Source organism: Lentibacillus populi (assembly GCA_014642895.1).
Taxonomy (GTDB): Bacteria; Bacillota; Bacilli; order Bacillales; family Amphibacillaceae; genus Lentibacillus_C; species Lentibacillus_C populi.
Window position 1 is genome coordinate 1 of the sequence record BMJD01000009.1, and the last position, 14,892, is coordinate 14,892.

Annotated in this window: 16 protein-coding genes; 12 read left to right on the forward strand and 4 right to left on the reverse strand. The window is 39.6% G+C overall.

Annotation, left to right across the window (positions count from 1 at the left end; genetic code table 11):
• The first annotated feature begins 279 nt into the window (after window positions 1-279).
• Both IEX12_RS07715 and IEX12_RS07720 read left to right on the forward strand, forming a co-directional pair.
• Window positions 280-426, forward strand: coding sequence for a hypothetical protein (locus tag IEX12_RS07715; protein WP_188724877.1), 147 nt, complete (start codon window positions 280-282; stop codon window positions 424-426).
• A 565-nt stretch (window positions 427-991) separates the two neighbouring features.
• On the forward strand, window positions 992-1,864 hold the full coding sequence (locus tag IEX12_RS07720; protein ID WP_102415661.1) for an RpnC/YadD family protein: 873 nt from the start codon (window positions 992-994) through the stop codon (window positions 1,862-1,864).
• Between the two features lie 77 nt (window positions 1,865-1,941).
• On the opposite strand, the gene IEX12_RS07725 is transcribed toward IEX12_RS07720, so the two are convergent.
• Entirely contained in the window at window positions 1,942-2,535 is a 594-nt protein-coding gene (locus tag IEX12_RS07725) for a TetR/AcrR family transcriptional regulator (RefSeq protein WP_102415660.1), read from the reverse strand.
• Window positions 2,536-2,543: 8 nt separating this feature from the next.
• Window positions 2,544-3,293 (reverse strand): alpha/beta fold hydrolase, encoded by a 750-nt coding sequence (locus tag IEX12_RS07730; RefSeq protein WP_088049408.1) that lies wholly within the window; start codon window positions 3,291-3,293, stop codon window positions 2,544-2,546.
• A 602-nt stretch (window positions 3,294-3,895) separates the two neighbouring features.
• On the opposite strand from IEX12_RS07730, the gene IEX12_RS07735 reads away from it, so the two are divergent.
• From IEX12_RS07735 to IEX12_RS07770, 8 genes are all read left to right on the forward strand, one after another.
• Window positions 3,896-4,261 carry a DinB family protein gene (locus tag IEX12_RS07735; RefSeq protein WP_250889596.1) on the forward strand — a complete coding sequence of 122 codons (366 nt, stop codon included), beginning with the start codon at window positions 3,896-3,898 and terminating at the stop codon, window positions 4,259-4,261.
• Between the two features lie 32 nt (window positions 4,262-4,293).
• Entirely contained in the window at window positions 4,294-5,349 is a 1,056-nt protein-coding gene (locus IEX12_RS07740; RefSeq protein ID WP_088049410.1) for a hypothetical protein, read from the forward strand.
• Between the two features lie 210 nt (window positions 5,350-5,559).
• Window positions 5,560-5,715, forward strand: a complete 156-nt coding sequence (locus IEX12_RS07745; RefSeq protein WP_188724878.1) for a hypothetical protein — start codon at window positions 5,560-5,562, stop codon at window positions 5,713-5,715.
• Window positions 5,716-5,912: 197 nt separating this feature from the next.
• Entirely contained in the window at window positions 5,913-6,356 is a 444-nt protein-coding gene (locus tag IEX12_RS07750; RefSeq protein WP_088049411.1) for a VOC family protein, read from the forward strand.
• Window positions 6,357-6,637: 281 nt separating this feature from the next.
• Window positions 6,638-6,979 (forward strand): hypothetical protein, encoded by a 342-nt coding sequence (locus IEX12_RS07755; protein WP_155555261.1) that lies wholly within the window; start codon window positions 6,638-6,640, stop codon window positions 6,977-6,979.
• 233 nt (window positions 6,980-7,212) lie between these two features.
• The gene (locus IEX12_RS07760; protein WP_088049412.1) at window positions 7,213-8,259 is read left to right on the forward strand and encodes an ATP synthase beta subunit C-terminal domain-containing protein; all 1,047 of its coding nucleotides are present in this window, start codon (window positions 7,213-7,215) and stop codon (window positions 8,257-8,259) included.
• Window positions 8,260-8,647: 388 nt separating this feature from the next.
• Complete coding sequence (locus IEX12_RS07765) at window positions 8,648-8,989, forward strand: hypothetical protein (protein WP_188724879.1); 342 nt, start codon at window positions 8,648-8,650, stop codon at window positions 8,987-8,989.
• 122 nt (window positions 8,990-9,111) lie between these two features.
• Window positions 9,112-9,480: a hypothetical protein gene (locus IEX12_RS07770; RefSeq protein WP_188724880.1), complete on the forward strand. Its 369-nt coding sequence runs from the start codon at window positions 9,112-9,114 to the stop codon at window positions 9,478-9,480.
• Window positions 9,481-9,834: 354 nt separating this feature from the next.
• Here IEX12_RS07770 and IEX12_RS07775 read toward each other — a convergent pair whose 3' ends face one another.
• Entirely contained in the window at window positions 9,835-11,091 is a 1,257-nt protein-coding gene (locus IEX12_RS07775) for an IS110 family RNA-guided transposase (protein WP_188724881.1), read from the reverse strand.
• Window positions 11,092-11,619: 528 nt separating this feature from the next.
• Here IEX12_RS07775 and IEX12_RS07780 point away from each other — a divergent pair.
• Window positions 11,620-11,838: an RpnC/YadD family protein gene (locus IEX12_RS07780; RefSeq protein ID WP_188724882.1), complete on the forward strand. Its 219-nt coding sequence runs from the start codon at window positions 11,620-11,622 to the stop codon at window positions 11,836-11,838.
• 446 nt (window positions 11,839-12,284) lie between these two features.
• On the opposite strand, the gene IEX12_RS07785 is transcribed toward IEX12_RS07780, so the two are convergent.
• The gene (locus tag IEX12_RS07785; protein ID WP_102415644.1) at window positions 12,285-12,890 is read right to left on the reverse strand and encodes a TetR/AcrR family transcriptional regulator; all 606 of its coding nucleotides are present in this window, start codon (window positions 12,888-12,890) and stop codon (window positions 12,285-12,287) included.
• 169 nt (window positions 12,891-13,059) lie between these two features.
• On the opposite strand from IEX12_RS07785, the gene IEX12_RS07790 reads away from it, so the two are divergent.
• Window positions 13,060-14,769, forward strand: coding sequence for an FAD-dependent oxidoreductase (locus IEX12_RS07790; RefSeq protein ID WP_102415643.1), 1,710 nt, complete (start codon window positions 13,060-13,062; stop codon window positions 14,767-14,769).
• Window positions 14,770-14,892: the final 123 nt, after the last annotated feature.

The window sequence follows — 14,892 nt, forward strand, 5'->3', positions numbered from 1 at the left end:
GTATTTTAAATTCTTTTGAATGTCTTGTGCGTTTCATGTTGTAAGCCTCCCTAACACATTAAGTAGTATAATACATTCCACTCTTAGTGTCCAAGTTCATTTAGGGGCTTATGAGCAATGACTTTGCCACGTGAATCCAATGCATATACTTGAAAATTTGTTATCCATAAGTCCGATAAAAGCCTTGGTGTTAAAAATGTAAATCGATGTAAGATACGAATTTCCAGTGGTAAACTATATACAGACTGACACACCATATAAAAGAGTGGAGGTTAACTTATGAACAGGATTTTTAAAAAAAATTGGAACCCTATTTTAGTAGTTGTCGTTACAATTATTTTCATTGCTGGTCTTGCAGATATCAAATATAAAGGGCGATTCTTTCAACTACTACCTAACTCAATTCAAGCATATTTAACAAAATAAAATAGGGGTTGCATGTGCCAAGTTGTCTCGTAAAGCGAAAATTACTAACTAGTAGCCGCGTTAATCATAGCGTACAAAACTCCGAATAAGAAAAATTTGGAAGTTTTTGGTACCCCTGACACCTTTAGACGTTTACCGAATCAGTTCGCTTTTGTAATAGCCTGGCGGACGTGGGGCCGTGGCATTGTGGAAGCAATTGGAGGAACAGCGTTTAACATAGTAAAGGGATACGGAAACTATAGGATGCTGAAGCTGTTTTTGGGGTGAGGGAAGGTTAACTGGGAGAGTTAGAGAACTATTGTTTTGTGTTCCATTCCAGCCTTTCAACATAGAAAAGAGCCGTGGGTAAAGGTTCACTGTTGCCAATTTATTCCCTTTTTTATTCGGGACCTGATCCCTCGTCCCCTATTTGTTTGTTGCTTTGGTAGCTGGCGGATAAGGAATCGGTTTGAGGCTTTCGTCCTATTTTTAATACTTTACTTATCGATATTTTCTGATACAATGGTGAAAGACAACACACCACGATTGATCTCCCCATTAAAAAAACCGCAAAGGATGTGCTCTTATGCCTCACGCACAGTTGGTTATGGAAAAGTCACCTCTCTACACGCGCCATGACCACTTATTCAAAGAACTGATCCAAACGTTTTTTGAGGAATTTCTGGAATCCTTTTTTCCGAAAATCCACCCGCTGATTAATTTTCAAGAAATTTCTTTCCTGTCCGAAGAAGTATTTACGGACCTATTGGAAGGTGATGTTGTTGTGGAAACAAAATTGAAAAGTACGGATGCTGTTATGATTGTGCATGTGGAACCGCAAAGCACACAGCAATCGCATTTTCATGAACGGATGTATCAATATTTAAGCATGCTCTACCAAAGGCACCGCAAGCCAATTATCCCAATTGCTGTTTTTAGTTATAAGGAAAACTGGGAAAAGAACCAATATATCATGGCATTTCCGTTTTTTCAGGTATTGACATTTAACTATCTGACGCTGCATTTGCACAAGAAAAACTGGCGGGATTATATCACTTCCGACAACCCTGCCGCTGCAGCACTGTTAAGCAAAATGAATTACAAGGAAGAAGAACGGGTGCAAGTGAAGAAGGAATTTTTGCGGATGATAGTAAACATGCAACCGGATCCAGCCAAAGAACGCCTGATATACGGGTTTTTCGAAAGCTATTTGAAATTAAATGAAGAAGAGGAGGAGCAACTGATGGAAGAAATCAAGCATATGGACGAGGCTGACAGAATCATGGAAATTCCGATTTCGTATGAAGAGAAAGGCAAAGAAAAAGGAAGAGAAGAAGGTATCAGGCGTGTTGCTCTGGAGATGCTCCGAAAAGGTACGGCAATTGATTTTATTGCTAGAAGTAACCAAGTTAAGCAAAAAAGAAATAGAGGCGTTGAAGCAGAATTTGTAAGAAACTGACACGTGTGGGACAGGAGATAAATGGGACCTGTCCTAGCTTTTTTTAGTTTTCGAGAAAATCTATTCAAAAAAGTTTCTTAAACGGTAGAGTCACAAAACTCACTTAAAATCTGCTTTTTTATTTCTTCTTTGGGAAACTGCTCTGGATAAGTAGATATCATCAACATGGTACCTTGGAGCATAGATGAAAAATATAGCGACCTTTTTCTCGGCTCCTTCACATTCAGTTTTTCAAATATTTCACATTGAAACTCGAACTGTCTGGCATTTTCTTTAATCAGCAAATTACTGTATTTGATCAATTCCTGATCTGCTTCAGGTTGTGTTTGCAGATGCAAATAAAAACGGAATATTTCTGGTCGTTGAAAGACATTTTCAATAGCGCCTTCTACAATATGTTTGAGTTGCTCGTTTGGTTTCTCAATACCCTTTGCAGTTTCCATTACTTCAACCACTTCGCCAATTCTAATTTCGACCATAGCAGCAAGAAGCTGTTCTTTACCTTTATAATAATTGTAAAGGAGACCTTTGGATATGCCTGCATGTTTAGCTATTTCACTGATGGATGTAGCATGGTAACCCCGTTTAATGAAGAACTCCATTGCAGCTGTGCGAATTTTTTCCTTAGTCATCTGACGAATACGTGCGTTCTCTTTTTTTGTTCGTGGCATGTCAGATCTCAATCCTCCATAAATTTTATAATATTATTATACAGTTCTTCGGGGTGGGTTAGCGTTAACATATGATCCCCGCCTGTGATTTCAACAAAACGGATATTCTGGTTTTGGAGAAAGTAATCCGCTACACGATGATTATCAGGAAAATCTTTCTCACCTATAATAAATAACGTTTTAACAGTCAATTCCTCTAACCTTTCGATGGCAGGCGGCTGTGGCCAAATCATTTCAAACTCGGGCCATTGAATTATCCGCTCCATATAATGCCTGTGCATTTGCATCATCAAATCCCGGCTCGAACTGGTTGTTACAACACTATACAGTGAAGCACTAAGCGATCGCTTAATCATTTTATCTATATCCGGAGCAGCCGCATTTATCCAATTCATATAGGCTTTAAATTCCTGTGAATAGTTGAACCCAGACAACGCAGGGGCAACCAGGACAAGATTCGAAACTCTTTCAGGATAATTAAGAGCAAATTCTGTTGCAATCTGACCGCCTATGGAATGACCTATAATTGTTGCCTTGTCAAGATCCAAATAATCAAGCAGCGACAGCAAATCATCGACATAATTAACCTTTCCTTTGGGAGATGGCGAATTTCCAGCGCCACGTCCGTCAAAAGTAACTACCTTATAGTAACTGGCTAAATGAGGTGCGACAAATGTCCAGTCCCGCATATCAGCACCACCACTGTGAAGAAGAACGACGGGATGACCATTACCTTTAACCTCGTAATACAAATCCATTGCAATCCCTCCATCCATTTTTTGAGAAATTAATAATCATCTAACACCTATTTTATTATTGACTAAACGTTTAGTCAATAATAAAATAGTCCTCGTGTTGCACAATAATCTGTTTCCGGTTGTGAAAGAGCCTTTTAGTTCTGACACTTCCCTACACGGGATAGCTGAATACCTGGTTTAGTTATAGATTTTCCGAACGAGAAAGCCCATGCAGGGGGTGGGCTGGGATGGGTGATGACCAGTTTCATGCTTATCTTTTTCATTACGATCACACGGTCGGATATTATGGATGGGAATTTTGGTAATGAAGCCTTCAAAAAGGAACCCCAGAGTCCATCACATACATGAAGCAAAAATTAAAAACGTTGGCAGACAAATACCGTTAATCCATTTTTGAAAAAATCCATATAAATGGTGACTTGATTTGTCACTATTCCATGATAGATTGAAAAGGAAATTACAAAGGGAAGGATGAGAGCAATGAACGCCGTTGACATTGTAAGAAATGAACTGTTGAAGAACTTGAAATCGGCATCCGTTCGATGGAAGGTTTGCTAAGAAAGGTGAAAGCGACGGATTGGAGATACCGGCCGGCCGACAACATGCGAAGTCTTAAAGAACTTGCTAGACACATCTCTGCCATACCCGAGGTGGATCTTCATCTCTGGCAGGAAAAAGATCAGGAAACGATTCAGAACCTGGAAGCATCGTACGATAAATTGGAATCATCCGAAGCCATGATTAAAGCCATGAAGAATGGATTTGGTAGTTATAAAACGTTTATGCTTTCTTTGTCCGACCAAGATTTTTTAACAAAAAAGACAAAGCCCTTTTATCTTGAGAAAGGAGCTGTTCAAGCGCATTGGCTCGTTGAAGAAATTTCCCACTTTTTTCATCACCGTGGCCAATTTTATAACTACCTGAAGCAGCTTGGCTACGATGTAAACATGTTCGACCTTTATGTTTAATGAAAAAATAGCAGTTGAAGGGGTAGTGTGTGGTGAATAAGGAAATTATCATTAGCGAACGTCTTAAAAGGCAAAAATTGACGGAACCATTAAATGACAGCAGGGACACAGAAGCCTATAAACAGTTGTTTCGATTATTGCAGCCTGTCGCACCCATTTTTAATAGTCGTCCCGGCAATCCCCCACAGCTGGTACACCGGACAACCTTTGATGACTCGTTGTTGGCGGAGAACTTGCGTGAAAAACATAAATTGGTTAAAGGGCGTTTCCAAGGCGGTCGAATCGGTTATGTTTTGGAGGACGATTTGGGTCTGTATGCCAGTATTTTTCAAAAACCGATTCAAAAAGTATCTCCTCTTCACGAAGAAGTTCTATCCATGATTCAACATTCCGGTGGCATGTCAAAGGACCAGTTGAAAGAACATTTGCCTTTTAAAGCCAGAGAAATCACTGCTGTGCTGAAAAGGATGCAAGAAGCGTTTTTGGTATATGAATCCCAAATCGATACTGACTGGAACACGGGCTGGTTTGACTTCAAGACGGAATGGCCTGGGATTGAACTACATCAAAACACGTCGTCTTCAGTTTCCGAAATGCTGATACGTTTTCTTGATGTTTTTGTCTTTGCCACCTTGAGTCAAATCAGAAACTGGTCGCAGTTAAAACTCAAAATGATACAAAGTGCCTTGGATCTTCTAATCGAGAGTGGAGAGATTATTAAAATGGAAATCAATGGTCTCGGTACAGGGTTCATGCGCAAGGAAGACTTGAATTTAAGCGTCGGGAAAATCAGGCCATCGATTTTTATGCTTGATAAATCGGATTTCCTGGTTAGGGCAAATATGAGCGAATTAAAACAGATTTTCAAAGGACGGGAAGTTCTGCAATATCTTTTGATCGATGGAGACTTTAAGGGAGCAGTACTTGGTCATTGGCGAATCGGTCCGTATGATATTGATGATGTCGAGCTTTGTCTTACACAGAAGGAGTCCGAGGAAAGGAAGGAAGAAGTCATCGCTGCAATCAGGAAAGGCTACTCTAAAGATACAACTGCTATTCTCCAGTTTAATGGAGAACCTCTTTCTTGATACTGGGCTTCAATACTCACCGAGAGCTTCAGCTGCATGCTTCGTTTAGCGATTGAAACCTTGGTTCCAGAGCCTGATTACCCAATTACAAGAGACAAGGAATGTAACCTGATTGATAAGCTTGTTGAAGAGATATTCCAATTCATATTCAAAAAGGACAGGACAGCTTAAAATTACGGAAATAAAGGAATACATACAGCAAAAATTGACATGCAGGACGATCGAGGAACCGTTGTTTTTCTCTTTAAGCTTTGTAATATGATTGTAGAAGAACTTATTAGCAAGAAAAAAGAAATTAATGACTTGTACGAGGTACATCCGGAACGATTCGCTTGTCGGTCGAAAAAAGATAAGATAAAAGATTAAGTAGGATATCGTCATTTTAGGGGTAACTTGTTTAAGTAAGTTAATTATTCAATATACGGGGAGCCATTATTGAATAAGTAGGCCATTTAACAGAATAACGTTATCAATATAAAAGAAAGTTAGTCTCTTAAAAGAGGAAAGTTTATTAGTTTGTCGAATTTCTCTTAAAGAACATATATAAAGGAGTTGATGTCTGTATGAACAGAATTAATCTCATTACTTTAGGTGTAAGAGATATTGGGAAATCGCTTAAATTTTACCGCAAAATCGGTTTTGAAGCATCGGTCACAGGAGACGAAGAAAAACCTGTCATTGTTTTTTTTAAGAATGAAGGATCAAAGCTTGAGTTATTTCCACTTGAAGAATTGGCAAAGGATATCAACGAAGAAAATCCTCCTGAATTGTCAAAAGGGGGGTTCTCGGGTGTCACTCTCGCTTATAATGCAAAATCTGAAACTGAAGTTGATGATATTCTTCAATCAGTCAAAAAAGTTGGTGCCCAAGTTGTTAAAGAGCCGCAAACATTATCATGGGGTGGATACGGAGGTTATTTCATTGACCCTGATGGTTATTACTGGGAAGTCGCGTACGGCTCAAACTGGGAATTTGATGACTCAAACATGTTGATCATTAAAGGTTAAATTTAAAAATTATACATTTATCAACAGCTAATGGATGGCACCTATTTAACAACTAGAATACCGATCTTCAATTATCCAGCTAATATCAGAAAAGACTATTCAAGAATTGGGCGAGCGCGACAAGTTCCGCTATAAATGCTCTGAGGCATGAAGTGCGGGTATTTTTTAAGAATGAAATTCCAACTTTACAACGGAGGAAGGTTTTTCAAGCGCTCATCGCACCGATAGGGTAGGAACGTGGGATTTTCCAAAGTGCGAGCTTTTAGGCAAGAGGCCTTCCGGTGTCAACCTTCTCGCTTGAAGGTAACGAGGAACTTATCATCACAGTACATCTCGGTAAATGGAACGCAGGGTGCTGGGAAACTAGCACGCACTGTGCGGAGCAAGTGAAAGCTGGAGATAACCTCAAAGGCTTACCTATTGCTAACTTTAACCGAATAACATATTCATTTATTTGGCCAGTTAGTGGAATAAAGGGTGATCCGTATTTAATGGAATTTATTTCGAGGTTCTTTGTTAAAGATCATACATCAGATTGTCTGAATGTGATGGTTATACTGGAAACAGGGAGCCTTTGTACAGTAACACAAAATAGAAAAGATGTCCTAATTAGTATCAAATAACCCGGGCTTCATGGCTTTTCCGGGTTATTTGTCTTTTATAGCTCCATTTAATTATGAAATCCTTTGCTAAATGGTTCCATTTTTAAAATGTTTCTCAGATCTGCTCCCAAGGTATCCATAATAACCAAAAGACTTATCTTTTTTTGAGGGTAATAATATTTACGTTTTAATACAATAAAATATTGTATTATGGAGTAATTTATATTACTATCTAGAGTAAGGAGGTGGATAATGTGGAAAAATTACGGTTAAATGTCTCTTTATTACGACGAAAGGTACCTAACCTGACCAGTGTTGCTCGTTCGGTCGGATTACGTCCGGCTACCGTTTCCAATTTATGTACAGGAAAAATTTCTGTCGGTCGTTCTGAGGTCAGAACATTGGTTGCGCTTGCAGAACTTGCGGAATGTAGTCTGGACGAATTGATTATCAGAGGGGAGAGTGTCGAAATGATTGAAACCGGGGTGAAAACGTTGGATTTGTTTGCTCCTTTGGCCAAAGGAGGAACAGTTGGATTGGTCGCCCGTCCTGGAATGGGGCAGTTGGTTATTCTATCCGAGTTATTTGATCGCCTGAAGAAAGAAGGTTATATCACGGTATTGCTCAAGCCAGAAGATGAACACCCGGAATTCAAGGACATCGTTGATTATGCAGACATTGTTACTGATACGATTGATAAGACTTATGAGGAAATAGCGAAATTAAGCAAGACCAAGGAAATCTTGTTTGCTGCCGACCGTTCTCATGTAGTGAGCGGTGAAATTTATCACCTGCAAGAACGCCTTCAAAATATTGGGGTTGATTCGGTAACCACGTTCCTTGTCGATCTTAAAGGAGAAGTCGTTGATGAAGATTTGCCGTACGGTCCTCTTGAAACGTTATGGCAATTTGATGCAGACCTTGCCGCTCGACGGAAATTTCCTGCGGTCAATCCGATCCATTCAACATCTTCTGTACTGGAAGGATCACATCTTGATCAAACGCATCTTAGGACGCAACAACAGGCCCAAAAACTGTTGCGTCGTTATCGAGAACTGCGCTCATTGGTCAATGTGCGTGGAACAAACGGCTTACCTGCTTCCGAGACTGAAACCTATAACCGTGGAGAACGGTTGGAAGCCTATTTGACCCAGCCATTTTACGTAGCGGAGGCGTTTACAGGTGTCACTGGAAAATCCGTCAATCTTCAAGACACTTTACATGATGTAAGAAAAATCCTGGACGGCGCAGTCGATTCTACTGATATTGAAAAATTGGATTATATTGGTAAGTTACAGTAATCGGATAAAATTCATATTAAATTAGGGTAAAGTGATCACTTTCTATTCTGAGGCCACCAGGGATGGGGGGCGAGGAAACCCACCCCCCCGTTAAAGCAACCGGGCGCGTTTATTTAGGAACGCGTCTTTTTTGTTTTAGGATCAGTTTGTAGAGCGATGCTGAAGAGATTGAAAAAAAGATACTTAAGGATAGTTTAATAAGGAAAATGAAACCATTCAACTGGAATATCGTATAAATATTTGAAGAACCTTGAATTGACTATATTGCAATCGGCCGCTAATCCGGAATAAGAATTAGCGCCAACGCTAAACAAAAGAGCGCCATTTGTTGAATGAATTGTGCTAAAATTGAATCAGGATATATTATTTCTTAAGGGAGGTTAATTTGATGGGATTGAAAGAGAGAGAGGATTATTATAAAGCGAATAACGCTGAAGAATTGCTTTACGCCTTAAAAAATAAAGAGTCTTACATTATCATTCAGGATGACTTTAAAAAAGAATTTGAGGAAAATACACAGCTGCCGCTTACGGAAACAGAAGAAATAGGATTTCAACTGGGATTCGGTGGCACAGCAGGTATTTGGAGCGAAATATTTTTTCAAATTATCAATGCATCTAGTAAAGGAAGTAAACAGCAAAAGAAAATTGACAGCAAGATCCGTAAATACAACGTAAAAAAGTTGAATGAAAACGAGATTCTCTTGTACCTGCGTCAATTGGATTATTAAATTATTGGACGCTTTTCCTAATAAGGGTTACCGCCAGTAATGCATATAAGGGCCATTTAGTTGAATCAGGATATTAAAATTTACTACAGAATTATTCAACGTGAGGAAAAGGAGTGATGTAATTGGCGAAACCCTATTTAGGGATTTTATGGTTGATTATGACTCTAATACCGGCACCGTTCTTGTTTCACTTTTATGAATACGGTCAATACGTTAAGCGTAAAGATGCTCCATTTCTGACTTTGACTTCCGTATTATTTGTTTTGATCGTTGGTTTTTTGTCCGGTCTAATAAGAAATCGTTACGTTGTCTTGGTTAATATTTTAGTAGCAATATTATCGGTAGTATTAGCTTTAAATTTCCTCCCTGACAATGCATGGTTTGCACCGGTAGGCCGAAATGTTGCTGTCATACTTACCGCTATTGTGTTTTTAATTGGACAATTACTAGTAAGAGCGTTTTCCAAGCATTATTTTACAAAGAAATACTAAAAATGTTTTTCTTCCGTAATCAGGTGCTTCTGTGGAATAGGAGTTAAGAACTTTATAACAACAATAATTGTATGAACGTGAAAAGTAAAAACTACTTTTTTTGACGTATTGTATTACTGACTTGGAGAGATGAAAACGGACAAATCCCAATAACTACTTGGAATATAAATGAAAAGAAAAAACGTTAAAAAAACAAGAGCAGCGGTATTATGTCAAGAGTAAAATTCTAAAAACCTTGCTGCTTTGAAGGTGGTGTAGCTAAAAAAGTCATTACTGAACTAGGCCCACCCTAATTGGATTACAAAAAAATCCACTAAAACCAATTAATAGGTGGATTCATTCGACATAATAGATTCAACTATTTTGTTGTCGAATCCCTCCTTCTTGGTGGTAAATTTGGTTGTTCTTCAGCAGGTAAAAGATCAACCGCACAAGTTTACGAGCTGTAAGCGCAAGGGCACGTTTTTCGGCAAATTCTTTTGGCTCCGCTCGTTTTTTAGCATAATACTCGGCATAAACAGGGTCGTGCACCCGGACACTGTTTGCGGCCTCTATAAGGTAATATTTGAGATAGCGGTTGCCAGATTGAATCAGCCTGGTTCGTTTGGCAGTAAAATCACCGGATTGACTCTTGTTCCAGGCCAAACCGCTGAATTTAGCCAATTGTTGCTGGTTTTGAAACTCCGGTATATTCACTTCTGCGAGGATACCGGATGCGAATACAGGTCCAATCCCGGGAACGGTGTCCAGGGTTTGAGGAATGGTTTCCAAATGGTCTGTAATCGCCTTTTTCAGGACTTTCAGTTGTTCCTGTACCGCCCGGATGACGCGAATGCTGGAAGCCATGGCCAAGTTAACAGAGTCTGCCATGGATTCTGGCAAGCGGTAGGAAGCACGCGCAGCCTTTTTTAACGAACGGGCAACTGCTTCCGGGTCGTCAAATCGATTTTTGCCGTGCAGGACAAGAAATTCAACGAGCTTGTCCATGGGCATACCGACCAGGTCTTCAACGGATTCAAATTCCTCCATGACAGCCAGTGATGTGGCCCCCAGCTTGTTTCGCTTGAAGGGTCCAGAGACCGCATAATCGCTGAACTTCAAATACAAGTTGGTCATGAGGAAGTTGCTTTCCCGTGTTAAATCCCGCATCAAATGGTAACGAGTACGTGTCAGCCGTTGTAAGGCCATTTGCGGCTCGCTCCATGTAAAAGGATGCGGAAGATTTCCGGCACGAAGCTTGGCGGCAATGAACCAGGCATCTGCCCGATCATTTTTGGGAGCATCCAGATAGTTGGATTTCTTGAATTCCTTAATCAGACTGGGATTAAAAACATAAACATTTTTTTCTGGAACGCCAAAATCCAAATGACGGTGCAAGTACATGGCAGTGTGAGTCGAATAGCTTCCTGTATGCTCTAGCCCAAACAGAATTTGTTCAAATCCATGCTTTTTCACAAGCTTGGTGATACGGTCTTGAAACTCCTTGATGCCCGGACGATTATTGGTAATGGTAAACCGGCTGAGCGGTCGTTTCGCTTCATCACGGGTTAAGCAACAGACAACGTTATTCTTACTGCTTACATCAATTCCGACGAACAAGGGTGAAGTCATTGTGATCACCTCCTTTGATTGAGGATTGTAGCGCCTACGATGCTGAGATGTCCCTGGGAAACCTATGAACGACAGCCTTGCAAGCTATTGGAATACACCGGGGATTGACAGTGCACGAGCCTCCCTCTGCTTTGCAGGAGGGCCAACTAGCCGGGAAACAGTCAACGTGTAGGTCTATATCATAGGACCAGGGGAACACTCTCAATTCGGAAGACACCCAAAAGTTTTGGGGCAACAGGAGGAACCGGAACATTCCCTTGGTAGGACACTACCTATGGCTATTTTCCCAAAGACAGCTCAGCATCGTAAACACCTTTTTGCAAAAAAATTAGAATAGCTACCGCGCTTGCGCTTGCTTCCTTCTAATTCGCGTTAAGCTTGCTCCGCAAGCACACGCTCATTACGAAGCTACGCCCGCCAACATCTATCAAATGAAGGGTGAGCAAATATTTAATTCTCAAGGTACAATTGAATCTTTTAAAAACCTAAAAATTAGGTTCAAACATAATATACAAGGAGGAACAACTGATGGAAGAAATCAAGCATATGGATGATGCTGACAGGATCATGGAGATTCCAATTTCATATGAAGAGAGAGGGAAAGAAAAAGGCAAGGAAATAGGAAGAGAAGAAGGCATCAGGCAGGTTGCTATGGAGATGCTGCGAAAGGGTGCGGCAGTCAATTTTATTAGTGAAGTAACCAAGCTGAGCAAGAAAGAGATAGAAGCTTTGAAGCGGGAGTTGTAGTGTGTAAGAGCTTGTCGCAGAGCAGTCGTCAAGCCTGGAAAAATAACGGATCGAAGAGTTTTGTATGTGCTGAAAATTGTGCTACTTAATTATACTAATAGTTAAGAAGATGTTACAAAATGCCTCTTTATTTTCTGCTTTTATTTTACCTTACAAACCAGTAAATTAGGTCAAACCACAACTGGAATTAAACTGAATTCTTGAAATCCATCTTCTATTGATGTGGTTACAAAAAAAAAAGAGCCATTGTAATAGGGTGAAAATACACACTATCCTAAAAAATGACTCTTCAAAATTATAACCTTCAACTATCTGGCGGTATTGTTGAAGATTATAAGCCTAAATTCTCGCTAAAAATAAGGAGGGAATAGCTTTTTTATCTTTCAAAATCCTTAACGTCGTGAATCTGCACCTTCATGACGTTATTCAACTGTAAGTCTATCTAATCAAGAGTTACTCATAATAAATGATTCTGCAGGATAGTAATTTAATATTTTGCAAAGCTGTTCTGCCATATAATCAGGTGATTGAACAAAGTCATTTTTAATCCAATCTAGAATAATTCCTAAAATTCCATAAGCATAAAATGAGGCATACATATTGTTATCTAACCCATCTTGATATGGAGTGATAAGGGAAATTTCTAGCTTGATAAACCGCGTGATCGAATTCAAATAGGTATCATAGAACCAAGGTATGGTCTCAAATTCCCTCCATAGCTCATAAAAGTACTTGTTTTCAAGAATATAATTAAAAATAATAATCTCTGAAGGGGCTAATGCCTTTAAATGAATATAGTTATTCTTTTTATAAGGAATTTTAAATGCTTTAATAAGTCCATTCGTTTGGTCAGCGATAATTTCCTTCACTATATCTTCCTTCTGATTGTAATGCCGATAAAAAGTTGCGCGATTATAATCAGCAAGATCCACGATATCTGTAACCGTTATTTGCTCATAGCTCTTTTCATACATCAATTCAATAAATGCTTGCTTCAATAACTTTTTCGTTCTACGCACCCGTCTGTCCGTTATCAAATCCTTGTTAACCATTTAAAATCACCCAAATCTCTTTTTTATTTTATACGCATTGCAGTAATCTGTTGTTTATGTGTACAGATCTTAAGATATTACAGATTGAAAGCCCTTCCATTTCAATTTATACTAAGGTTAATTCACACTATTAGTCTAACATATTTCGAAAAAAAGGAGGGGTCAAACATTGGATAAACAGTGGAATGAACTATATGATGTAGTCGTGGTTGGTTCAGGTGCTGGGGGATTAACAGCTGCTCTAACAGCATGCTTACGTGGGTTATCGGTGATTGTCATTGAAAAGACAGAGCTTTTTGGTGGTTCAACATCAAAATCAGGTGGAACGATCTGGATTCCCAATAATCTTTATTTGAAAGAGGCTGGTGTTAAGGATACGTATGAGCAGGCAAAAACTTATCTGGATTCTACCGTCGGAGACCGTGTTCCAGAGTCGTTAAAAAAGGCTTATCTGAGAAAAGGGCCTGAAATGGTAAAATACTTGCATGAGAATACAGAACATTTTAGATGGGAATATACACCTAATTATTCCGATTATTACCCTGAATCAGCAGGAGGCTTGGCATCAGGCAGAGCTGTTGAAGCTCAGCTTTTTGATCTTCGGAAATTGGGAGATGACATTAAGTATTTACGTACCTCAGGCTTACCGACGAAAGGTATGGTGCTAAAATCAAGTGAATTTCACAAAGTGAACATGATCATGAGGACATGGATTGGAAAAATGAAAGCAATGAAAGTGGGAATGCGTCTTATCCGCACACTAATTTCTGGGTACAAACCTTCTACATTGGGAGAAGCTGCTATTGCTCGCTTGTATACTTGTCTCAAGGAAGCTGGTGGCGAAGTTTGGCTCCAGATTCCATTTGAAGATTTGATTTATGAAAATGATCGAGTGACAGGTGTTATCGCCAAAAGAGATGGAAAGGAAATCAAAATTCAAGCTCGTCAAGGTGTTGTTTTTGCCTCTGGTGGCTTTTCTCATAGTAAGGAGCTACGGGAAAAGTATTTGCCACAGCCTACCAATACGGAATGGACACTGTCAGCTGAGGGACAAGTAGGGGATGTTATTGCAGCAGGTGTGAAATTAGGTGGGCAATTGGATTTGATGGATAAATTGTGGGGAACTCCTACATCAGCACCGCCTGGAGCCCCGGCATTTATGCCTGTCGCTGAGCGAGCAACACCTGGCTTGATAATCGTGAATAGTTATGGGGAACGCTATATCAACGAATCGGTTCCTTATCATGAATTTGTGGACCAAATGTATGGAAATAATAATGAAGAGGACTCCACCATACCGTCTTGGATGATTTTTGATAAACGAGTTAAGAATCGTTATCTTGTATTTGGAATTATGCCATTTCAGCCTATTCCTAAAGAATGGTTTGAGACGGGATATGCGAAAAAAGCAGAAACCCCAGAGGGATTGGCTGAGAAAATCAATGTACCTCCTGAGAAACTGGCTAAAACAATTGCCAGATTTAATACATTTGCAGTTAATGGGGTAGATGAAGATTTTCATCGTGGAGAAAGTGCTTATGATAGGTATTATGGTGATCCAACATTGGAGAATCCCAATCTTGCACCACTGAACAAAGCTCCTTACTATGCCATTCCAATTTATCCAGGCGATATCGGAACAAAAGGTGGGCTTGTCATCGATGAATCAGCAAGGGTTATTACGAAAGACGGTAAGCCAATTAAAGGTTTATATGCTACTGGAAATTGTACTGCTTCTGTAATGGGAGAAACATATCCTGGACCGGGTGCAACGATTGGTTCATCTATGGTGTTTGGATATGCAGCTGCAGTTGATATAGCTGATAGTGTGAGAAAGAGAGACGGCGACCATGTCCCAAAGAGAACCATGTCAGTTTGATAAAAAACTTGTTAACGTAGGGTTGGAAAAACGAGAATTAAGTAAAGTTTTGAAAGTATTACTTAGGTAAGTAGTTCAGTGTAAAACTGAAGTTTCAGAAAAAAGTATTTAATTTTCAGTGTG